19 protein-coding genes and 1 pseudogene are annotated in these 23,737 nt (G+C 47.2%); 1 reads left to right on the forward strand and 19 read right to left on the reverse strand.

Annotated features, from left to right (window positions below; all coding sequences use genetic code 11):
- Positions 1 to 8 precede the first annotated feature (8 nt).
- From PanJK_RS02305 to PanJK_RS02315, 3 genes are all read right to left on the reverse strand, one after another.
- A complete protein-coding gene (locus PanJK_RS02305) occupies positions 9 to 530 on the reverse strand; it encodes a hypothetical protein (RefSeq protein WP_265297020.1) in 522 nt (173 codons plus the stop codon).
- Positions 531 to 577: 47 nt separating this feature from the next.
- A complete protein-coding gene (locus tag PanJK_RS02310) occupies positions 578 to 1,129 on the reverse strand; it encodes a fimbrial protein (protein WP_265297021.1) in 552 nt (183 codons plus the stop codon).
- A 208-nt stretch (positions 1,130 to 1,337) separates the two neighbouring features.
- Positions 1,338 to 2,372, reverse strand: a complete 1,035-nt coding sequence (locus PanJK_RS02315; protein WP_265297023.1) for a YopJ family acetyltransferase — start codon at positions 2,370 to 2,372, stop codon at positions 1,338 to 1,340.
- Between the two features lie 411 nt (positions 2,373 to 2,783).
- Here PanJK_RS02315 and PanJK_RS02320 point away from each other — a divergent pair.
- A pseudogene (locus tag PanJK_RS02320) lies at positions 2,784 to 3,041 on the forward strand (peptide-methionine (S)-S-oxide reductase); the annotation flags it as partial.
- A gap of 446 nt (positions 3,042 to 3,487) precedes the next feature.
- Here the strand turns inward: PanJK_RS02320 and PanJK_RS02325 are convergent.
- The 16 genes from PanJK_RS02325 to tssB are packed head-to-tail and all read right to left on the reverse strand — an operon-like array spanning position 3,488 to position 23,393.
- Entirely contained in the window at positions 3,488 to 4,531 is a 1,044-nt protein-coding gene (locus tag PanJK_RS02325) for a YopJ family acetyltransferase (protein ID WP_265297025.1), read from the reverse strand.
- 13 nt (positions 4,532 to 4,544) lie between these two features.
- The gene (locus PanJK_RS02330) at positions 4,545 to 5,822 is read right to left on the reverse strand and encodes a VasL domain-containing protein (RefSeq protein WP_265297026.1); all 1,278 of its coding nucleotides are present in this window, start codon (positions 5,820 to 5,822) and stop codon (positions 4,545 to 4,547) included.
- Complete coding sequence (gene tssH, locus PanJK_RS02335) at positions 5,819 to 8,341, reverse strand: type VI secretion system ATPase TssH (RefSeq protein ID WP_265297027.1); 2,523 nt, start codon at positions 8,339 to 8,341, stop codon at positions 5,819 to 5,821. The genes PanJK_RS02330 and tssH overlap by 4 nt, the downstream gene beginning before the upstream one ends.
- A gap of 9 nt (positions 8,342 to 8,350) precedes the next feature.
- Complete coding sequence (locus PanJK_RS02340; protein ID WP_265297029.1) at positions 8,351 to 11,779, reverse strand: type VI secretion protein IcmF/TssM N-terminal domain-containing protein; 3,429 nt, start codon at positions 11,777 to 11,779, stop codon at positions 8,351 to 8,353.
- 7 nt (positions 11,780 to 11,786) lie between these two features.
- Positions 11,787 to 12,407, reverse strand: coding sequence for a DotU family type IV/VI secretion system protein (locus PanJK_RS02345; RefSeq protein ID WP_265297030.1), 621 nt, complete (start codon positions 12,405 to 12,407; stop codon positions 11,787 to 11,789).
- A complete protein-coding gene (gene tssK, locus PanJK_RS02350) occupies positions 12,404 to 13,795 on the reverse strand; it encodes a type VI secretion system baseplate subunit TssK (protein WP_265297031.1) in 1,392 nt (463 codons plus the stop codon). Before tssK ends, PanJK_RS02345 begins: the two co-directional genes overlap by 4 nt.
- Entirely contained in the window at positions 13,796 to 14,395 is a 600-nt protein-coding gene (gene tssJ, locus PanJK_RS02355; RefSeq protein ID WP_137385608.1) for a type VI secretion system lipoprotein TssJ, read from the reverse strand.
- Complete coding sequence (gene tssA, locus PanJK_RS02360; protein WP_265297033.1) at positions 14,392 to 15,435, reverse strand: type VI secretion system protein TssA; 1,044 nt, start codon at positions 15,433 to 15,435, stop codon at positions 14,392 to 14,394. Before tssA ends, tssJ begins: the two co-directional genes overlap by 4 nt.
- Positions 15,436 to 15,441: 6 nt before the next feature.
- On the reverse strand, positions 15,442 to 15,741 hold the full coding sequence (locus PanJK_RS02365; RefSeq protein ID WP_265297035.1) for a PAAR domain-containing protein: 300 nt from the start codon (positions 15,739 to 15,741) through the stop codon (positions 15,442 to 15,444).
- A 14-nt stretch (positions 15,742 to 15,755) separates the two neighbouring features.
- Entirely contained in the window at positions 15,756 to 17,720 is a 1,965-nt protein-coding gene (locus tag PanJK_RS02370; RefSeq protein ID WP_265297036.1) for a type VI secretion system Vgr family protein, read from the reverse strand.
- On the reverse strand, positions 17,708 to 18,661 hold the full coding sequence (gene tssG / locus PanJK_RS02375; protein ID WP_265297037.1) for a type VI secretion system baseplate subunit TssG: 954 nt from the start codon (positions 18,659 to 18,661) through the stop codon (positions 17,708 to 17,710). Before tssG ends, PanJK_RS02370 begins: the two co-directional genes overlap by 13 nt.
- Complete coding sequence (gene tssF / locus PanJK_RS02380) at positions 18,652 to 20,451, reverse strand: type VI secretion system baseplate subunit TssF (RefSeq protein ID WP_265297038.1); 1,800 nt, start codon at positions 20,449 to 20,451, stop codon at positions 18,652 to 18,654. The genes tssG and tssF overlap by 10 nt, the downstream gene beginning before the upstream one ends.
- A gap of 8 nt (positions 20,452 to 20,459) precedes the next feature.
- Entirely contained in the window at positions 20,460 to 20,876 is a 417-nt protein-coding gene (locus PanJK_RS02385) for a GPW/gp25 family protein (protein WP_265297039.1), read from the reverse strand.
- 44 nt (positions 20,877 to 20,920) lie between these two features.
- Positions 20,921 to 21,412, reverse strand: a complete 492-nt coding sequence (locus PanJK_RS02390) for a type VI secretion system tube protein Hcp (protein WP_265297040.1) — start codon at positions 21,410 to 21,412, stop codon at positions 20,921 to 20,923.
- A 23-nt stretch (positions 21,413 to 21,435) separates the two neighbouring features.
- On the reverse strand, positions 21,436 to 22,917 hold the full coding sequence (tssC, locus tag PanJK_RS02395; RefSeq protein WP_265297042.1) for a type VI secretion system contractile sheath large subunit: 1,482 nt from the start codon (positions 22,915 to 22,917) through the stop codon (positions 21,436 to 21,438).
- Positions 22,914 to 23,393 (reverse strand): type VI secretion system contractile sheath small subunit, encoded by a 480-nt coding sequence (gene tssB / locus PanJK_RS02400; protein WP_137385600.1) that lies wholly within the window; start codon positions 23,391 to 23,393, stop codon positions 22,914 to 22,916. Before tssB ends, tssC begins: the two co-directional genes overlap by 4 nt.
- Positions 23,394 to 23,737 lie beyond the last annotated feature (344 nt).

Raw genomic sequence — 23,737 nt, forward strand, 5'->3', positions numbered from 1 at the left:
CTGACACCTCAATAGTAATCAATTCCTAACCGCAATGACGAATGGGAGCGTCCAGACTCGCCCTCTTCTTTTTCACTCAGGATATTGAGATGAAAGAAATGCTCTTTTTTTGTTGACGAAAATGAAGTGGTATGGCCGGAAAACATGGGTTGATAAATTATTTTTGAATTAACGTGTTTCAAACCGTTTAGGAACCGGGCACTTCGAGATACCTGTGCAAATGATGCGGGTTCGAAACTAAACTGAGCATGATGATGCTCCGTTTGAGGTGCGACGCATCCAATTAACTTAACGCTAATATGATAGTTATCCCCGCTCGCTGTAACTGCATTTTTCTCTACTAAAATTTGTTGATAATCATCATCCAAATCGATAGTACAGGCAGAATGAAGGATCTCCCCGCTCATATTTACGCGAGCATTTAGTACACCATCAGAAAAGGCTTTCGGCGCAACGGACATTAATATAAGCATCAGAAATTTTGGGATGCTTTTTCTGAATAAATAGACCCGCATGTTTTCACCTGCCATTAAGCAGGTAATTTCCTGCTTTAGCCAGGAAATTACCTGGTGCTTATTTACTGATAGTTCAGCTGGAAACCAGCAACAGATGAATAACTGCCTGGCACCACTGTAGCTGAAGCACCACCGCCCTTCAGGCGAGCAGAGAACTGCAAACGGTTTTGTCCGTCAACCAACGTTTGGGTACTGGTCGCCGTATTCAGTTTTACTTTCTGACCACTTGCATCAGTCATCAGAATATACGCCCCCTCAGCACTGCCGTTCAGCGCCAGACTTTCAGCGTCGTACTGAGAAGCACCACCGGTGAAGATTACATCAACACTATCTTTGGTTGTAATAATGCAATTATCCAATTGAATATCAAAACTAACCGGAGAGGATTCACCAGTATTATTGTTTGCCATCAGTCCGGCATTAGCCACCTGCCCAAGATCAACGGTTTGATCATCTTCACCTGGCGCAATAGAGCACGGCGCATCAATAATCAAACCTTCAAATGTCACAGTGCCGCTATTCGCGCTTGGCGCATTAGTGCTAATGGCTGCATGCGCAGTCGTTGCCGTTGCCGCAGAGAAAGCCATTGCAATAATTGCTTTTTTAAAAGTCATTTAATAACTCCGAATTAATTGAAATGAACTCGATATTAATTCAAGCTCTTCACAAAGACTGAGATTGGATTAATTCAAGTTTCGCTATTATGACTACTAACCTCATGTGACTATATGAGAGCACTCTCAAATAGTGAACATTTAAAATAGAAATATTATAATTTCTATTTTAAATTATTTTGGCCATAATAACTCTGAAAAACCATCATCAACCATTTCTATTAAGCTTTTTATAAAACGCCTGCCTTTTTAACTCAATAGAGTTCGAATAGCTCAAATTTCCACGAGTAACGGTACGGCTTAAAGCCTTCTCTCCAACTTTAATTGCATAATTTACATTCTCCTCCTGTTCAAGGTTCTTCATTAACCGAGTAACAGAGTGCCCATGCTTTAGAAATTCAATAGGTAAACCAACACATTTTTTCCAAGGTGCAGCTCTGGCATAAGAATCACCCTGATAGATTTGTGTGACCAGTTGATCCTCCTTGATCATTTTCAACATACTCAAGCTCGTATGAGGCTTTTTGGATAAGGTGCTTACAAACGATAAAGCAAAAATCCCACAATCAGCAGGGGAGGCTTGAACGCCAACCTCAACATAAGCCACACGTAATGTATGATTTTTGGCAGTTAATGTTGTGAGCTGTTTTTTTAGCTCTCTAAACCCGTAATCTGACCCGTTATCGGGACTTCCAGAGATAAATGCGGATTCATAAAAAATAAAAAAGTTCTTGTTGTCTTTTTTAATAAAATCAACAGCAGCGAAATGGTGTTGTGAGATATCACCTCTGCGCCGCATTAATACGACAGCCTGAGCTCGGGTTCCAATACCACCCTTTAAGGCTTTTGAAAGAAGTTCATCGATACTGCCGAAGTAATACAGGTTCACAACCTTTCTTTTACTTTTAATACCTTCAATTATCTCTGGTAGATATATTTCATCAATAAAATTGATGTCCATGTCTGGCTGTTCATTAGCGGCGAGCTTGGACTCAATCAGGTTGAGGCTATCATTAAGCATTGCATCTCGGAAAACATCCACAATACTCTGATGTGTACTTTTAAATTCGGGATTATCACGCACAGAGTAATAAGCAGCTTGCTTCGCTATAAGGGTATTTTCACCCTTGATTTTCTCCTTTATCTTATTTACGGTTTTATTAGATATCGTGGATTGACCAGACTTTTTCGCCAACGCTTCGTCTAAAGTATCTCTGCTCGATATCTTATTAAAAAAACCCATGTTCATTACCTCATTTATAAAGGATGGGAATGTAAGCAGCTAAAAAATAGCTCGGTTATAAAACCCGGCATAGCAAAATGACGCTAATCGTCATAATCATTTGATATATCGAATGTACTCTGAAAAATAAAAAGTTCTATGAGAGCACTCTCAAATCATTGAAAGCGCTAGGGTGAAACATAGTTAAAAGCGCACATAATAAAGATCTAATCACATATTAACAACCCTTCTCCCAAGTAATTCAGCACCGATTTAATTATATAATTTTTATATTATAAAAAAAAGTTGTGAGGTATAATTGAATTAATGTTAATGTTTTCACCAAAGTAATGTTTTGCGTTAAGAATTAATTCATCGCAACTTAAGATACTGCGTAAATTTTCAGGAAAGAAAAATCCAAATAACTACCTGGATGCGACGTGCCAGTATCATTTGGCCATTTTCCCGGTGAATGCTGAGCAGGAAACCGAAGCAATTGCGCGTGCGCAGGAAGGCCTGAGCGATCCGGTGGTTACCACCATCGAGCCACTGAAAGAGTGGTATGCGGCGGGAGGTTATCATCAGGATTATTGGGAAGGCGCAGGTCAGCGCAACGGCTACTGCATGGCGGTGATCCCACCGAAACTGCAGAAGGTGCGTAAGAGTTTTGCGCATCGGCTGAAATCTTAACGATGTTCTGCGGTGCATCGCAGAAAGTACCATAATACGAAAATTTCGCGCTTCAATTTAATCTTTCAAGAGTGGGTTTATAGCAAGCAATGGATTTTTAGACCATTGTTTCACTATGGCTACATAGTCCATAGTGAGAGTTTTTCATGATTAACCAAGAACAGAAAAATAACATATCGGCTATATATTTGGCACATTCAAAAATTGAACTCACTACAAAAACTCCGGATCAGATTATGCAAAAAAAATACGCTTACCCTGAACAAGAATTTTAATTGAAAAAGACAGGTGAACACTATCGATTAATAATGACAAGCCCTGGATTGTTTCATTTCCTCCCAACCGGATGTTAAGTAACATTTTGAGATGTGCGCAATCCAATTATAAATCCAAGTTTAAAAATGGCAGACTATTGCCTGCCATGAGATAAAAGAAGTTTAAATATATTAATTATCTAATCTAGATTTTAAATGCTTATTAAAAAATGCCTGACGCTTTAGCTCAATTGAATTTGAATAGGTCCTCTCATCTCTAGTCACCGCATATTTAGTAGCGCGATTATAAACCTCTTGCTTTAAATCTTTATCCATTCCATTGTTTCTCTCTATATTCAAACGCAACTTATTGATTGAGTGAGCATGCTTTATTAGCGTTGGTTCCAGACTCACGCCAATTTTATGACGTTCTTTTCTCGCATTAGAATTCACATGATAAAATTGAGTAATTGTAGGGTAGACCAGTTTTCCTATCGCAAATTGACTAATATGCGGTAATTTTGAAAGAGTGTTTGCAAAAGCCAATGAAAAAATACCACAGTCAGCTTCGGAAGACTGTATGCCAACTTCCACGAAGCCCACCCGTAGATTACTGTATCTCTTACTTAACACTTTGAATATTTCATTTAATCTATTGAAACCATAATCAACTCCGGCTTCATTGCCACCAGAAAGATGTGCAGGCTCATAAAAGATAAAGAAGTCTTTTCCTTTATCTTTAATGTATTCAACTGCCGAAAAATGTGGCTGCGAAATATCAGCTTTTTTACGCATGTGCACCACGGCTTGAGCACGGTTTCCAATCTGGCCAGCTAGTGCCTTTGAGAATAAACAGTTTAAATCATCAAAATAATATAAATTAGCACCCTGCCGTTTTTTTCTTATGCTATCGATAATTAAAGGAAGATAAATCTCATCGATAAAATTAGTATCAAGATCAGGCTGTAAGTTATTGTCAATTTGTTTACCAATAAAATCCAATGAATCATTAAGTAATGCATCTCGAAAAACATCCTTAATTTTATCTTGAACTTTACTATATTTACCGTCAATCAATACTTGATTGTAGCCAACTAACCGCGCGTCTCTACTTGCAGATTGTATTTTTTCGGTCAGTTTTTTTACGGTTTTATCCGATAATGTATCATTGCCTCTCTTCTTCTTAAGTGCTTTTTCTAAGGAATCAGATGTGGAGATTCTGTTAAATAAACCCATAGATATAATATCCTTATTTTGAAATGAAATTTTTAGCAAGGTTATCAAAACGTTCTTGAATTATAGATCGTAATTCAACCTGCTTTTTTTCAGACAACGCAGGGCTGTCTAATTCATGCATCAATACTGAAATAGGTATTCCCATGCGTTGTAGATCTGAACGTAAAGCATAGATTTCGGTTTTTAATTCGGAGATCGTCAGATGGTTACGCTGTTTCTTTTCAGAATCGATTAACCGCTTATCCAATGCGTCCAATCGTTGATGTATATCCTGCCAATTTTGAACAATATTACTGTGCTGCGTCTCTTGCGTAAGCAGGTTATACCAGTTCTGCGCGATAGGATTTTCCGGTTGCAGCTGATTAAAATGACGCACCAACTGGTTGCCCTCCGCCAGCAACCAGGTAACAGGACGCTGCGCCAACTGTTGCAACTGCACTTCAATCTCACGCCACTGTTTTTCACTGGGCTTGTGCTGGCTGGATTTTGCCTTCACAAGGGCTTCATCTAACTGATGCAACAACATAAAAGGGGCTAATTGCGATGGCATCACTGCGGGCCGTAGCATTAGCCACGCTCCAGCGCACACTAATAACGTCACAGCAGCGCCACCAAGCGTGCTTAGAACCAGCCAATGCCAGCCTGGTCGCTGGGTAGATTTAGGGGGTGAAGCGATCATTGGCCTTTGTTGGTCCGTGGTCTTCTCTTCATTTAAAACGGGTTTCAGGGCAGGGGTTTTGCACACCACTTGAGCGGGCTGCGCCTGATCCCAATCGAGCACGATGCTGTGCGGGGAACGTGCCCGCACCTCAAGGAAATAGCAGAGATTATCTAACACCTCATGACCACGTACTTCGCGTATTTTCGCCATGCGGCTCAACACCTGCAACGAGGCGGCGGCTCGCGCCAGATCATCACTGCCCGCATTGCCTGGCGCCAATGTATAAATCGGGGTGACGAGATGTGAGGCCGCCCACGTCAGGATTTCACGTTGCAAACTTGGGTCACTTGGCTGTGGGCTCTCGACGCTCAGAGCGGTACTCAGCATTGTTAACCCTTCCGCCACGCCTTGCCAGCCATGTAAGCGCAATGAGATTAAGCAAAACCAGACGCCAGTTTGCAGATCGTAACCTTGCGTACGAAATACACGCTGGCACAGCCGCTCCAAAGCTGGCCAATCAGCTTGAGTGTTTGGCTGTCGTGCCAACGTAGCCATTTCACTGCTGAGCAACAGAAAAGCCGTATTCTGACGCGGAGGAATAGAATTGAAGCGCAAAGCCTCTCCGATCATGCTTGCTCCTTATTGCGCTTTTTAACCCACGCCAAACGCCCCTTCATGACACTTAGATTCAGCACTTTTGCCATATCGCCCGCACTGCCCAAAAGTGTGTCAGCTAGCAGGGGCATGACCAAACGATTGATCGCCGCATCAATGTCACGCGCACCGCTTTGTGCCGTCTGGCAAGACTCTGCCAAAAGCGTTACAACACTGTTGCTGTAACGTAAAACGTGCTGTGATTGAGTAAGCGCAAGTCGTGCAACCAGTTTGTCTAACTTGAGACGAATTATCTGATGCAAGGTTGAAGAAAGTAGAGGTCGATACGGAATCAGCTGCATACGTCCCATGAGTGCAGGTCGGAATACGCGATCAAAATCAGGACGAATAAGCTCACTGAGGCTTACCATATCCTTTTCACACCCGTTGATGAGTTTTTCACTGGCGAGGTTGCTGGTAAGAATAATTAAGGTATTACGGAAGTTGATGCGCTGGCCTTCAGCATCTTCCATCCAGCCCTTATCAAATACCTGATAGAACAGCTCCATGACATCCGGGTGCGCCTTCTCCACTTCATCGAGCAGCACTACGCTGTAAGGCTGGCGACGAACAGCTTCCGTTAACACCCCGCCTTGTCCGTAACCAACATATCCGGGTGGCGATCCTTTCAGACCGGATACGCTGTGTGCTTCCTGATACTCCGACATGTTGATGGTGATTAAACCGCGTTCACCGCCACACACCAATTCAGCCAGCGCCAGCGCAGTTTCCGTTTTACCCACGCCAGAAGGTCCCGCCAGCATAAATACGCCCGTCGGTTTGTGCGGATCGTTAATGCCTGCCTGGGCAATGCGCACCTGCTGCGCGATAGCCGCCAGCGCCTCATCCTGGCCAATAACCCGCTGCTGCAAACGTGGCAGCAACTCGTCTGCTTGTTCTGCTCTTTTTTCCAGCATTCGTCCCAGTGGAATGCCGGTCCAGCCAGCCAGTACATCAGCAATACAAACTTCATCGACACAATCAAACACCAGCGCCTGTTGCTGTTGTGCTGACTTAAGCTGCGCACGTAGCGCCAGACGTTGCTGAGCATCATCACACTGGTGAATTTGCTGCACGAGCGCCTGTTGCTGATGCCATTGCGGTTCCAGCCGGGCCAAATCGGTTAGCAACGCCGCTTCACGCTCCGCTATCCATGCCAGTCGTATTTCGTGGCCGCCTTCCGCCTGTAAACCCAGTTGTTCCGTTTGCAAGTTGTTCAGTAATACATGGAGATCTTCAATCTCTTTTGGCTGATGAGATTGTGATACGGCTACCCGCGCGCATGCGGTATCAAGTAATGAAACGGCTTTATCGGGTAACTGACGTCCTGCAATGTAGCGTGAAGACAAACGGACCGCGGCGGTTAACGCCTGTTGCTGAATAGTGACCTGATGGTGATGCGCCATCATCGGCGCCATGGCGCGCAGCATCGCTATCGCCGCCTCTTCATCGGGTTCAGCGACACCAACCACCTGGAAGCGACGTGCCAGTGCGGCATCTTTTTCGAAATATTTTTTATATTCTGCCCAGGTTGTTGCTGCCACCACGCGCAATTCGCCACGCGCCAGTGCGGGCTTCAACAAGTTCGCGGCATCATTTTGTCCGGCACTGCCTCCCGCACCAATCAAGGTATGCGCTTCATCGATAAACAGGATGATGGGTTGGGGATAGCGCTGAATCTCTTTAAGCAGATTTTGCAAGCGCTGCTCAAACTCACCTTTAACGCTTGCGCCTGCCTGCAGTAAGCCCATATCCAGGGTGAAAATTTCGGTAGTAAGCAGCGCGGGCGGCACCGCACCACTGATAACGCGTTGAGCAAGCCCTTCCGCCAGCGCCGTTTTACCTACGCCAGGTTCGCCGGTCAGCACGGGATTGTTTTGTCGACGACGTAGCAGCACATCGATCATCTGGCGAATTTCATGTTCGCGCCCTAAAACCGGATCAAGCTTTCCCTGACGCGCCTGTTCGGTGAGATGATGAGTGAATTTAGCCAGCGCACTATTACTCTCGACTTTATCCCGGTTGCAGTTATCAGCCACCTCAGGGGTTTGCTGGCATAGCCATGCATCGGCTACGTTGACATCACAATCAAGAGCTTGTTGAAGTGAAGGGATGAATGTTGATCGCTGTTGCAACATTCCCGCCAGTAACGCGGCAGGCGAGATAACGGGTTGCAACCAGTTAACACTGGCGTGTAACCATGTGGCCTCAAGAAAATTCACCAGAGTCGGCGAAAAAACCGGGCCTCGTGTATTGCCGCTTCGACAGTGATCGAGGCTGCTGCGTGCGTTAATCAGCAAACTATCGGCGGCAAGACCACTTTCAAGCACCAGAGAATGCAGAAGCTCAGAATGATCGCTAATGAGCGCGACGATCAAATGCTCGACTTCGATTTCATGGTGAGTGCGTGCTACGGCCTGAGCAATCGCGTTATCCAATGATTTACGCGCTGCTGGCGTCAGTAACTGAACGATGTTTTTTAAATTACTCTGCATAAATGCTCCTTAATTGCTGCACATTGCTATTGAAGTCGGCAAGGCAGTCAGTTTTCCCTGGAAATGGCCTGTTTGCTGACGCGCCTTTTGTCGTGCTGCCAGCTCGTCTCGTTCGTTCTGAAGTTGATCAATTTCATCATTGAGGTTTTGCCACTGCTGCCAGCGCGCTATTACCGCCTTAGCACCCTGCACGCGGTAACGCACCAGAACCTGCGGGATGTTGAGATCGCGCAGTGTTGCGAGGTTGTCGGCCGAGAATTCATCCAACTTGAACAAGCGTTCTCCGGTAGAGAAATCACTCAAAAAATCACTCCATGCGCTGTCGCCGACGTAGCGATGCTTCAGTTCCACGCCGGGAAAGCGCACGGTTAAACTCACGGCATTACATTGGTTAGGCGTCCAATTAAAAACGGCTTTATCCTGCAAGTTATTGCTTTCCAACTGCGCGGATTGGCGGGAGCAATGTAATTCCACACGCGTGCCCACAGGCAGCAATCTCGCACCGCCGGGCACGGTGGCTGGCAGGCTGGTGATTTCGACATTTAACGACTTTTGCTCAAGCGCTGTGCGCTGTTTCTCGTGGCGAGCAAGCTGCTCACTGATATGTGTTATGGCATCGTGATCGCGGGTGACCTCGCGTTCGGGCGTAGAGAGTAAATCGTCAGGATCTAAGATGTGATTGACCATCTGCATAAAATCCGGAGTGACAGGCAAAGATTGACCTAACAGGCTTAGCGGTCTGATCCCCGCCGGCGTGCTAATGAGTAAAGGGGCAGCGGCACTTTGTATAAAGTCAGCCAGATAGTGGCGCACTTTCTCCTGCTGCTGTGCTGCATTACGCATTTTTGCCTGTTTACCCAGTGGCGCGATGACTCTGCTCTGCCACTGATCTTCCAGCCAGCATGCCGAACTGGCTAATGCGTGGGTAGTGAGCGTAGTGAGTTGGCGTTCCAGTAATGTCCAGACTGCCCCCTGCCCGGCGTCACTCCCCCTGTTCGCCAGACGATCGCGTAACTGCAGCCAACGATGTTGCAGTTGCATCATCGCTTGCCCTTGCTCATTAATCTGATCGCCAGAACGGGTGCGTGCGATAAATGGAGCATGTCCAGCATCCGACACCGCGCGATTGATCATCTGCGCCAATGCCTCACGCCACTGCTGCCAATGATCAATGTCGTCCGTGTTAATGCTGGCATCACGCGGAGAGCGCAAAATGGCGCGGCGTAAGGCGCTTCGCAATTGCTGTTCACGATCATTTAGCTTTTGTAGCAGCGGTAATGCCGACGGCGCTCGCTGCAATCCCGCCACACGACGCAACTCCACCAGCCAGGATTTCGCCTGTTTTTTATTGATATCCGCTAGTGCTGCATCAAGCTGCCGCACTAACTTGCTGGCGGAATCCTCACCTTTAGCCAGAGCCATCAACTCTGAGGTACGCGCTTTTTGTCCTGGCTGGAGCGCATTAGCACGGCTCATCTCAAGCAAAAACATTAACCATGCATCCTGGCGTAATGCGGGATAGTGCTGCCAGAACGCCTGAAAAACCGGCAAAGTCGCCTCTTCTCCTGAAGCTTGCTGAATTTGCTCCACCACGGATTCTAAAAAAGGAGTTCCTGCTGGCAGCCAGATTCCATTCAGCGAGGCTGAACCTAAATTCTCTGGCATAAATTGCTGGAGTGTGAGGGGTTGCAGTTTTTCATTCGGCGCAATAAGCCAGCGCCATTGGCTATCGCTGCTGACCAGTTCAACCAACAGTTGTTGCATTGCCTGGATCTCCGGCTTGACGCGCCCCGTGCGCAGAGAAGCACGCTCCAGTGCCAGCACGGTTAATTCCTGCATACCAGCTCGCGCCTTGATCAACACTAAGCCTTCAGGCGTCGCGGGACGCTGCGCCAACTCGCTGAGGGATTCGCCCTGTAACATCGACTGACGAAGTCTGATGGTTTGTGCCAGTTGTAAAATCATTTGCCGTTGCTGTGCCGGTTCAGCTTCAAGAAACGCAGCTCGCCATCTCTTCATTTGCATTCGCGCGTTAGTGAAGGTGACACTACTGGCTTTCATTAACGCCTCTTCCAGCGCGCTATGACGGCTACGCAACAGCGGTAAATAAGGCATGTAGCGGAACGGATGCGCCATCCAGCGCTCATTAACCTCCAGACGCTGCGTCAGCGTCTCCACATCATGACTGTTCGTTGACACCATCAGCGGCAAGCTTAACCCCGCAGTGAGAAGCATCCAGCTAGCAAGCACGCCGGCAATCAGTGGCTTACGCCACTCCATCAGCCACTGCTTGTGCGCGCTTAATGCCTGATGCTGCTGCTGTTGATGGCAAACGGGTAGCACTTCAACCAAAAGCTCCTGAACAAAAAGACTTTCCAGTGCCTGTGAAGCGGGATGTTGCTGCGCAGTAAGCCAGATACCCGTCAACTGGCCGCCAGGGAATAGCGCATCCGGTTCATTTAATGCCGCAAGCCAGCCGTGCAATGCAGGTTGTAACTGGAGAAGATGCTGCTGAAAATCCAATATGGTTGCGGTGTTATTGTCGGGGATCGCACCCTGCAACATGCTGACGTGACTGAGTTCAATCCCCTGCTGCAGTCTTGTAAATAAAGGTTCAAGCAGCATTTCATCCTGGCGATCCACCACCGGCGCATAAGACCAACGATAACCCAGTGCTTGCTGACGTTGTGCAGATGAAAGCTGATTCGCCCACGCAAGGAGACCCGGAATTTCGTCGCCACGCGTCATGATAATAAATATCGGTAATTTGCGACCACACTCCACCATCAGCGATTCCAGATGAGTGCGTAATTTGCGTGCTTGCTGATGCAATTGTAATGGGGAAAGATGCATCAGATCATGGCATGAGATACCCACGACAATTCCGGATGGTGCTGTTAAGCGTCCACTCCAGTTAACCAATTTTTTCCAGGCAGCTTGCGCCGCCGGTTTACCAGAGACCAGATTACTCGCCACATCAACCAGAGCCAGCTGGCGAAAGAACCACCATCTCAAGGTGCGTGTCGGAACGATAGTCTCGGTTCCTGACTGGCGAAATGAAGTCGGTAAGCCGGCATTCGCCAACAACGTGGTTTTACCGCAGCGCTCGCCAATGCAAACGAACCACGGTAAAGCACGACGTTTACGGCTCAGTCGTCGAATAATGTTGGCACCACTTCGCCAGTGCTCAAATAAAACATGTTCTGCCCGTGTAAAATGCAGGGGCGCATAAAGATGGCGTAGATATTCCTTTCGCCAGACTTTTGCAATACCACTCCAGATAATACGAAACAGAAAAACAGTGGCAATTAACGCTAGCCAGATGACAATAGCCAGCCAGAGATTTTCGTCAAACCAGATGGTAATGAGCACAGCCAGAATTAACAGCGCGCTAAGTAATAACGTCCATCCAGCAAAGCAGAGTAACTTCTTAAACATTTTTTATTCAACTAAAGCTAAGTAATAAACCACTCATGGCGTAGCAGATGCCGGGAATGATTATCAGGGCGTATTTATTTCTCAGCAGACGGCGATAACCCTCAAAGATGTTATTGTCGTTGCGATCATTTAATGGGGTGATAGCAGCATTATTTGGCCAGTCTGACCATTCAGCAGGTAAGAACTGGCGTTCATTACGGATTCTCTCAACCAGTTGGCTGGCATCCTGATAATGATATTTACCGTGGAATCCCATTAACAGACAGTACAAATAAACCATCCGCACGTTTTTTTGCTTTTCGGTAAGCCCATCGAGACGAGAAAAAAATTCCTCACCACCAATGACTGTGTTGTACCACTGTGTTTGCAGTAACGTATTGCGCCACTGCTGCTTAACGGTTAAAGATGAACGCAATACCATCTCATCAAACCACACCACCATGGCAAATCGCGCGTTGTCTAAATCCTCATCGCCGAGGCCTGATTCATGAGCAGTGCAGAGTGCATCAGCAAAATGCGCTTCGGTTTGCTGGCGAAACGTTGCAAATTCAAGTGCCATCACCTCTGGCTGATTAAATTGACAAACCCAACGCACCAGGGGTTGATAACTGTTAATCAGATGCATCATTTGGCCACCTTACAGACTAGCTGTACCTGCAGATCGGTGGGTGCCTGCGACCAGAAAAAACCCAACTGACGCTCTACTACGATGCGGTGCCATAGCTCACTTTGACATTCGATGAGTAAATAGCGCGAATCTGCCCGTTTTGGCATGCCGCGTGGCGGCTGATGACACAAGGTCAATTTAACACCAGGTAATGCATGCTGGATCAACGCTTCCAGGGTAGATCGTGATGCCAGCTTCATGGCTTGCACTGCTGCGGAAATATCGCTGTTAGCTCCCCATTGCGGTGAACGCACCAGTAAGTAGAGTGCTTCAGCCTGTTCAATTTGCTGACGATCCAGTGGCGAGCAATACACTTCCTGCTCGTCACGTTGCAGCGGGATGTAAGCATTTTCCTCCAGTGCCAGACTATCGAGCAATGCCATCAATACACGTCGGACGCTGTCAAAACAGCCCGCTAAATCCTGATGATCATAGGATCGTAATGCATCATCACCGTGACTCCATTCGCCACTAAAGTTACAGTCGTCATTAAAGGAAGAGAGCTCGCCAATCAGTTGCGCAAGTTGTGCATACACTTGCGAAGGATGAATGCGCGGAGCCTGTCGATAGAGTGCCAGCAGGGGTAAAACCCGATTGAGTGAACGCATCACCAGTAATTGAACGAGCGATTCAGATCGTTCCTCGCTGCCGACTAAGCGCTCGGTACGTTTAAACTCTTCGAGGCTACGCGCTCTATTGCTCAGCTCATAATAGAGGTGATCAATGCGCTTACGCAGCGCGGAAGCCCCATCCAATGTCACTGAGGCGGGGATAAAATCACCATCATGCATCACACTTTGACCATCAAAATGGAAACGAGCTAAAGGAAAACATTGGTAATCAACCGCTTCCTGCTGCTCCTCATCCCACATCAGGCGGAGGTTATACGTGATGTGCGGCACGCTGGTTTCTGGCCCCTGGTGATACACATCCTTCATCATGTGTTCGTCACGGCAATTTACCCAACGGGTGGCGGCGGGCTGGTCATCGGTTGCCATGCTTACATTTTGTCGTTGTGGTTCAAATTTGCGCAGCGCCAGCCATAACGCAAAGGGACGATCGCGATATTTCCATGCTTGACGAAAATTTCTTTTTTCAATCTGGCAATTCCCTGGATATTCCAGATAAGTTCCATCAGGAAGGATAATGCGTAGCTGCTTAATTTCTGCGGTAAAGTCAATTAATGCATCGTCATTGAGACGATAATCGATGACGCCTTCGTTCCAGGCGTTCGCCAAAGTAAAATGACGGCTATGCTGCCAACCTTGATATAACTCAGCAGCCTGAAAATGCTGCGGTTGTAAATAGAGTCCTGAATACCAGTAAATAGCTTGCTGTTCCGGTAGCATTTAATTTCCCCTAGTCGTCTCTGGTGCTTTTTTATTTAAATTTTCCGCACCATTGATTCTCACAATACTGCTTTTACCCAAAGTGATTGAAAGTGATAATGGTGACAATGTTGCTTGCCAGTCAGAGCGCCACCAGAATGGTTGTGTTGCATCCACGGGAATTGCAAATCGTGCGATATGTCCTTCAGATGGGAAGGGGTAATATCCGGCGATAATAGCGACCTGGCGAACCTTTTCTGCCCTGTCGATATGCAGTGTGTGTTGCTGCCCTGGCATTAAGGTATAACGGTCCGTTTTTATGAGATGCGGATGTGCAGCAGCACCATGAAATAATGCGCGTATCTCACTGCTACTCTGGAGCACTGCCTCTAACTGGCTGCTGGACGCGGCCTGAATGACTATCACCGTGACGCTATTGGGCATCTCCTGCCACGCGTTCATCTGCGGTTCAGCGATGAGATGCAGACTAATAGCGCCTTCAGCATAAGATGAAGGCACGTTTACAATGGCTTGTTCTTTGGCTTGCGGGTCGTGGCTGCAGCCCGAAATCAATAGAACTAATAGCGTTGCGGCTAATACCCAAAGGGTTTTGCTTCTCATCGTGACGGTCCATGTAAAACAAAATTGATCTCCTGCAGGCTTCTTTCATCGCCTACCATCTCTACGAGCCATTCGCTTAACGGCATATTTGCCCAACGAGCTGCGCGCTCCATTAACATCGGTACTGGGCTGGATGGCTCGGTTTGACGGAAGAAATGTGCAATCGTCAACATTTGAGTAATAGCTAAATCGCGGGACATCACTTGTGGCTGCCTGACGGATTGTGGCTCTGTTGAGGCTGGCTCGTTCAACACATTCAGGTTCATGACTTCATCCTGTTGTGAACTGGTATGGCTATGAATGCGCATGAGAAAATCATACACGTCGCCTAATATCTCGTGACTCTGGGCAAATAATGCCCCCTCAGACTCAGACTTAAGGACTGTGTAACTGTGCTCAGCCTGCACAATTAATTGCTGGCTGGCTTCCACATCAGCCATAACGCGCGCAACTTCACAGGCATCCTGCTTACTGGCCCATTGGATAAAGGCAGCCATGCTGTAATCTTCTTGCTGCTCATCCTCCACAGACTGATGCCCCTGATGCTCGAAACTGAGTACCTGCTGCCACCATAAGAGGCTGCTTTGCATCGCATGGAGCCAGGGCTTAAGTTTCAGTATCTGACTTAGGTCACGATCAAGACGGATCAACATGCCGTGGCGAAACGTGGCGCCATCTTCGGTTAATGCGGGCCATGACTGGGGCCAGCACTGACGTAGAAAACCATCGATCAATTCCATACCCGCGCGCAAACCTGCACTCTGATGTAAATGAACCCAGGCTTCCGCCAGCCAACAAGCGATCTGTAAATCCTTACTTTGATTGATCAGCACCTCTTCACTAAGTCTGGCGACCAAGCCCCAATCGGCTTTACGAGGTGCGCTGGACCACTCATCCTGCGGCAGAAAATCTGGATCGCTAATGCGGGCCTGACGAATTCGCTCATAAATCATCTCATTTTCGAGCTCTTCACCCGCAGCATTGGTACCGGAAATGGGTTGCAATAGCGCTTCAATATTAAATTTTATCTCTCTGTTCATTGCTTGTTATCCAATTAAAACCTTTGGGCATCCCGCCACAATAGAACCGCCGTGGGCACACAAATCCCCCATGCGTGCAGCGGGCTTGCCACCAATCAACACTTTGCTGCTGCCTTTAGCGACAGTGTCGGGCGGGCCGCTACAAACAGCCATATCACCGACCGTGGCGGCGGGTAGGCCGCCAATCAACACCTTCGCGATGCCTGGCCCACTGATAGGCCCGCCAACATGAGGAACCGGTACCGGGCCAGGAATCATCATTGGGCAGATATGCATATCGCCGACTCTTGCTGCAGGCTGGCTCATCTTCTTATCCCTCCTTAGCCAATTTTGACCAAACCACCATCAATGGTGACTATGGCGTTGCCTTTCACATCCACTTTGGCACCTGCCACCTTAACTTCCGCCTGTGCCTGTAGCGCCAGTGTGGCTGCTTTTAGATTAACCTCAGAGGCAGTGAGTGACATTTCCGTGCCGCCCACTTTGAGGGTGATGCCCGACGACGTTAAGGCAATTTCATTACTGCCTACTTTGAACGTAATCGACTCACCGGATTCGATTACACAAGCCTTATCTGCCTTAAATTGACTACCGCCTCCGGTAATCGTGGTTTTCTGATCGCCCGCTTTAACCGTAATGGTTTGGTTTCCCTTCACGTTGCAGGCATAGTCGCCGTCACTGAGGGAGAGCCGATAATTCCCCTTCTCAAGCAGTTCTTCACGATTCCCCTCTTTCAGCGTCAGAAGATCATTACCTTTGGTAATTTCGCTGCGTCGGTTTGCGGCAACCGTTAACGTGAGATCGTTACCAATCTCTGTTTCGCTATCGTTTAATACCTTCAGATGCCAATCTTTTTGCGAGCTAACAATTAGCTTTTCCGCATCCTTTTTGTCGTCAAATACAATGCGATGTCCTTCGGTAATCTCTCCTTTCGGACTGCTGCGGGAAACAAAGCCGCTGTGCAATTTCTCATCGGGTAAGGCAAAGGGCAGCGGATTGAGATCGCTATAGACTGAGCCGATGACAATGGGATAGTCAGGATGTCCCTGCAGGAAACTCACCAACACTTCACTGCCAATACGTGGCAGAAACATGGCACCAAACTTGCTTCCAGCCCAAGGTTGGGCAATGCGAATCCAACATGAGCTACTGTCATCGCGGCCATTTTCTTCATCCCATGGGAACTGAATTTTGATACGGCCTTGTTCATCGGTATGCACCTCCTCAGAATCAGGGCCAACAACCGTGGCGGTTAACATGCCGGTAATTGAAGGCACTGATGTCACTTTTGCTGGTCGCAATGGCTGTGACAGTGGCCAACAAACAACTGAGCAGGTGAACTCACTCGTTGACGTCAGATTACTGGATGCGCTGAGATTGATGCGTTGGATGCCATAGCGAGCACTGGCTGTAGGATGTGCACTCAGGTCGAAATGCTCGCCCGCCGCTAGCCAGAACGCATTCATCTCACCTTTGAAGGTTTTTTGGTTGAGTTCGCTACGTTGCTGGTGTAATTGGCCCAGCTGTTTTTGCCGCGCTTTTTCTTGCTCACCGTTGGCATCCAAGTGAGAGAAACCCGCGATCGGCCATTGCGCTGCATTACTCAAAGGGGATGTTACCGGCGTGGTAACGCTCTGTTGTACCGTCCAGCCACTCACGCCGGCATGTTCTTGCACGCCTGCCACTGGATGGAACGGCAGTGTGGCGACAGCGGAGACGGGCCAGGCTTTTTCGTGATCGGCCAGGACCAACTGGTGCTTGTCTTTCTGATGCACAAAGAAGTAATTGATTCCCGCGCTTTCCAATAGACGATGGATAAAGTCGAAGTCACTTTCGCGGTATTGAATGAAATACTCCTGTTCCGGATAGCTGTCACTCAAACTCAAACTTACATCGGTAATTTCATGTTCTTTCAACATTGTCTGTACCAAATCAGGTACGTTAGTTCGCTGAAATACACGCATATTCTGACAGTGTCGGGTTCGGACCAGTTGCGGTTCAATTGTGGCGCGAAAATAGTGCTTACCATCACGATCGTGCTGCTGCTCCAGATGCATCAACACGCCATGAACAAAGCGCTGGGTATCGTCTTCACCAATGCGGCAGGCAATTGTTTTACCTAACCAGGCAGCTGGATCAATACCTGCCGGCGTCGTGAAGCAAGCGTGCCAGCAAAAGGGTTCGGAAATCGCCTCTTCACCTTCCAGAGAGATTAAAACCCACTCATTAGCCACCGGCCCTTCCCAACCGATAAAGCGTTTTTGTTGATTCATTAATGTAGACAACGGGTTAACTCCTTGGGAATACACAAGCGACGTACATCCGGGCCTGGCTTATCTCCCAGGCAGGCATTACGCCCTAATTGACTATTGTTAAGTTGGGTCGCGCGGCTTTCGTTCTGGGTTATCTCCAGTTCGATATCAAACTCCAGTCCTGGGCCGAGATAGGTATGCACCAAGTTGCTCAATGTGACGAGCTCACGCTCACCAGGGAAAAAGCGCATAGCCTGATGTGCATTCAATGGCCCGAGCTGCAGGCGAAAAGTATTTTGCTGCTCCCAACACTGCTGGCCGAGCATAGGGGCATCCGCCAATGAACGTTCAACATTACCAAGCTGACAACATTCGTTAATATCGACATGACGCCACTGGCGCTGGAAAGGAGTAATTCTCACTGGCACTGCAAAGGCATGCTTGAGTAACGCCTCCAGATTAACCATCGAGCGGACAGCCGGTGCCAGTAGCGAGGCGTAGCGGCCATTGCTGAGCACTGAGGGTTCATGCAATACGCCACAAAGTGCCTGTGTTGCCTCAGCCAAAGGCATCGCTTCACGTAATTCGGCAAAAGCGTAATAGTGATATTTCTCCCAGGCCAGATAGCGCAGACACTGCAAGCGATGGGTAAACATATCGAAAAAAGCCTTACCCGCTCGATCGCCATAACGGTAGTGACGCTCGGTAAGCCATTCCGTATACACCGCTGGCAACGCACCAACGGCGCCAGTTAGCCCCTGCGTCATCACCTCAACTTCCAGGCGACCATCTTGCCGCACAGTAAGACTGCCAATATCCTCGACCGGCGCATCGAGTGACAACGGCGAAATAAAGCTCATGGCTTCATCAAGCAGTTGCGCTTTGTTTGACGGCACTGTCAGCGCGCGCTGTTTTAGCAGGGCTCTGACCTGTTGATAAAAATCCTGTTGGTGCGCATGGCGATTCAAATCCATGAAAGCCTCCCCGCTCGTACCGGCCAGACATAACGCGTGCTCTGTTCACTGCTGATTTGTGTTACCAGCCGTGAAAAGCTATTCACTGGAGCATAGAGGCCGAGAAAATGGTCAAGAAAACGGCAAAACAGGAAGTATTCACTCTCAGTGGCTGCATCGGCGGCAAAAGTCAGCTCAATTTCAATGCCACGAGCAAGCGAGTGCGGATCGCTGGCCACCAGGCGCGCATTTACTGTGTTCACTTCTAACGAGCAAATATGATTAACCAAAGGTTCCATCGCCCGGTTATGGCTGAAGTCATAGAGCGCCAGCGTCTCTTTCAACACCTTGCAACCTTGTGGTCCGCTTAAGGTGATGTGATTAAGCGTCAATTGAGACAATAAACGCCAACGCAGGCTAGAGTGGCCAGGGGCCGCAAGTTGATGAGTGGGTCGTGTTAATGCATGTATTGTCACGCCTGCTAACGGTAATTCGGCAGTAAAATCCCCGCGCGGATCACCATTTGCCATTTGACATGGGAGATTGCCGTTATGGCAGGTGACGTCCAAGAGTGCGACGTCGCCTTCAGGTAACAAGGTATCTCCACCACGATCGGCAAAGGCAATGCGGCACTGCTGCCTGCTTACCTCAAGGTTACTAGCCTCTTGCTGCAGTTGTTGCCAAAACAAACCGTTTTGAGCATCAACATTTGCCTGATCCAATCCTAATAAGGCATAGACGGGTATCGAAGTGGTCTGATGGTTTTGTGTACGCTGGATGTAAACCCGATCAATCGACCAGGTGAAACTCGCGCCCTGCTCTCGCACATCCACAACCACCGGATATTCTGCAATGTGCGGACGCAGGTTGATTGGCTCCGCACGACGTGAATAGAGATTAATGGCAGGAGTACAGTTGAGGCGAAAGAAATCCTGACGGACTGGCATACAAAGTTCGTCAAGTTTTTGCGTCAAGGTACAACGATTAAATTGCAGGTGAAGGGTAAACGGCGTTTCAGCCGTAGCGGTAAACCCCTCAGGTAATGAGATATCAATGAAGTGAAACTTCGCAGGAAACACCAAATAGTCGTGCAGCAGACTGTGTGTGGCAGCAACTCGAGAATCGCGATTAAATAGAGCCTCATCATCAGCAAACCCTACTTCGCGTACCATCTTTACCGGCAGATCAATATGCTGACCATTATGTATGACCGTGAGTTGGCGTAGTTCAGAACCAATAAGGGCATACATTGTGTTGACATGATTGGCGCTACCATGCAAATGCAGACGCACTGCCTTGTCTTCGACTGTAGCACCTGGCCAGACTGAAAAATGCAGCGATAATTCCCACAAGGAATCGTTAGCATCCAATGCGAGCTCCACGCTAGTCAAATCCGCAGGCCAAAGCGCAACGGGATAAAGCGTTTCAAACTGACACACCTGACCATCGATGGGATGTGAGGAGAGCGCTAACCTTGCCTTGAGACTTTTTACGGCACTCATCCCACTGGCTTTGCGTTGTGGTTGCAACTGAACAATACAAACCGATGGAAAAGTGCGTGCCAGCTGCGGCGCCAGCGTTTGCATTAATCCATGCGTGACTTGCTGCATATCATCATCAAGTCGTTGATGAATTTGCGCAGTCAATAACGCGAATGACTCGATCAAGCGCTCAATGTGCGGATCTTCAGTTCGGCCTTCAGAAAACCCAAGCCGACGTGCCACTTTCGGGAATAGCTGACTAAATGCCTTGCCATGCTCGCGTAGCGTTTCGAGTTCCTTCTGATAATATGAGAGCAACTTTCTCATCATGATAAATATCAGGCCATTTCGTTCAGATAAAAAATGCTCATCGCATCATCCCATACAAGCAGGTATTTCAAAGTTTCATGTTGCCATTTTGCCTGAATGACAAACTCTACCAGCGGAGAGCGGGTCGATTTAATGTGAACAGAAACATCGGAGAGTCGGCTTTCAAAGCGTTCTAATAACTCCAGGATTTGCTGTTGCACCATCTCAATTTTGGTTTGTTTTTTATCACAAATGAGTGTGCTCTCATCCAGGCCATAATTTAATATAGTGCCTTTGAGTATGTCATTATCCTTCGCGCCTGACATGCGTGGACGGGAATCAAAAAGCATCCGGAGTTCATCGTATATCCAGTTGCTTTGTATTTCCCATGCCGCATCAGGTTGTTCAGGAATGTCATCAGACAAGCATTGCAATAATGATTTCATATTTTAATAAACAAGGCACAGCGAACTGTGCCTGTAAGGTGGAATTAAAGCTTAGTATTTTCCACGTTGCTCCATGACATCTCACCCTCTTTATTTTTCTTAGCGTCGACAGGCACTGACACTTTATAATGCACTGAGCCATATGTCATACTAAGGTCTTCAGAAGGAACGCCACCATTATTTTGCACTGAAATATTTTGCGCAACAAACAGACATTTTTTAAAGGTCCAGCATACCAATTCTTTATCTTCGCTGCCTAGCTTCGTCATAACCTTGATGACCACTTCTTCTATTTCTGTTGCTTCAGCGATTTTAGCCGTCATGGCAGGTGTACGCTCATCCACACGCTTTGTCATTGGAATATTTTCAAAATGTGGAGCGCCATCATTACTAACTTTACCACTGCTGCCATCAATACGAGCGGAGCTAAATACGTTCATTGAAGCTCCTTCAAGTGGCATCCACTCTTTAATATCTTTCGGCGGTGTGTTGCCAGTAAAACCCTTGATATGTAAAAAAAGTGTATTAGTCGACATAAAAATAACTCCTTATTATAAAATTAAGCGCCGGTTGATGCAGGCAATTCTGCCACCAGACGTAAAGAAAGGGTCAGGCCCTCTAACTGGAAATGAGGTTTCAAATAAGCGACTGCACGATAATTACCAGGAGCGCCTGGAATTTCAAATACATCAACGCGCGCTTCGCGTAGTGGTTTTTTGGCTTTAGTTGCCGGTCCCACATCATCAGAAGCCGTGACATATTGACTAATCCATTTTTGCAAATAGCGCTGGCACTCATCTTTCGACATAAAGCTGCCAATCTTGTCACGTACAATGGCTTTGAGATAATGAGCAAACCGCGAGGTGGTCATAATGTATTGTAGTTGGCTCGATAAGCGAGCATTGGCATTGGCTAAATCTGAATCGTACTTGCGCGGTTTATTAACTGATTGCACGGCAAAAAATGCTGCATAGTCGGTGCCCTTGCAATAAATAAGTGGAATAAAGCCCAGTTCCGCGAGCTCTTTTTCACGCCGGTCTGAAATAGCGACTTCTGTCGGACACTGCAAAACACTCTCACCATTCATGGCACGGTAGCTATGAGCAGGCAGTGATTTAACTAAACCTCCACCCTCAACGCCACGAATGGCAGCACACCAGCCATACTCTTCAAAGGCTTCGACCATACGGCCTGCCAGCTCATAGGCAGCATTTACCCAGAGATAGCTTTCATTGATATTTTTTTCGTTATGCGTTTCTTCGAAGTTAAAACTATCGATAGTGATGGTTTTGGCACCGTATGGCAGACGGCCAATCACTCGTGGCAGCGTTAATCCAACATAGCGTGAATCATCAGTTTGGCGGAATGATTTCCAGCGTGCGTAATCTGAAGTCTCAAATAACTTACTTAAATCGCGCGGCCTTGGCATTTCATTGTAACTGTTCATACCGAAGAGGCCTGGATTTGCCGCACTGAGGAAGGGGGCATGTGCTGCCGCAGCCACATGTGATATTTGCTCCAGCAACATAATATCTTCAGCTGTATTATCGAACTCAAAATCACCAACAAAGGCAGAGTAAGGCAATCCACCAAAGGTACCATACTCACTTTCGTAGACGGCTTTGAATAGTACAGACTGATCAAAATCAGCTGCTGATTTAAAGTCCTTTAATAACTCTTTTTTATTGCAATTGAACAATCTGACATGTGTATTTTCTGTTACGCTGCTTTGCACTAACTTATGCAACCCACGCCATGAAGATTCTAGCTTTTGAAACTCTGGCGCATGCATAATATGACTAACTTGTTTAGAGAGTAACTCATCAATAGCAGCAATACGTTGTTCAATGCTCCCAACCAGATCGTGGGATATCACAACAGCGCCGGTTGCAACTTCAGCCAGAAAACTATCTAATTGGCTTTTAACCTTCGGACGATCAGTCTCTTTCCGAATGGCATTAGTATTATCAATAATGGCATCAAGATAATCCGAAGATACTGCGGTGCTGCGATCATCTGCAGCGAGAAGCATTTCACTCATTCCGCACCTCCTGTATTTAAATCTACTTTCTCAGCTTGCTGATTGAGTAAATCAACTAATTGCTCTTTGAGTCGTTCATTGCTGGCTGCTCGATTGCGCAAATCGCTTAATTGTTCTCTTAGTGCAAGTAGTTTACGAAGAGGCTCGACCTGAGAAACAATATTGTCCGGCGAGAAATCTTCCAGGGAGTTAAACGTTAGCTCAATTGCCAATTTACCCTCATTTTCAGGCAAAACGCTTTCTACCAACATTTCCGTTTTTGGTGACATACCTTTCATCACCTCATTAAAGTTGTCCTTATCAACTTTAGTAAATTGACGATCGCGTAACGGAGTATCAGCTTGTGAAAACTCTCCCATTACACCTATAACCAGCGGCAACTCTTTACTTTCTTGTGCACCGCCCGTCTCCACATCGTAGCTAATTTGTACCCTTGGTGGGCGAGCTTTCGATAATTTATTCTGAGTGTTACTCATCCATTAGCACCTAATTTCTTAACTGTTTAATTTTGATGAATAGTTTTCAAGTTAAGCGATAACCCCTTTCTTTTAATTCATCATCTTGTTCAGGCGAGAACGGTTATGACGCTTCAAAGAAGGCATTAAAGCTATTATTGGATATATTAATGACTACAAAAATGGGGTTAACACAGCAAATTGAAATTTGTCATTTATCCGTAAACTACTATCCATCTCCTGAATTAGTTGACAGAAAATAACAGTACCACCCGTTCAAACCTACAAGAGCACTCTCAATAACCATTACGCACGATTTTTTATGCTATGAGAATCCATTTACTTCTTCAGTCGCTTAGCCATAA

This window comes from Pantoea sp. JK, from assembly GCF_026130245.1.
Lineage (GTDB): Bacteria > Pseudomonadota > Gammaproteobacteria > Enterobacterales > Enterobacteriaceae > Pantoea > Pantoea trifolii.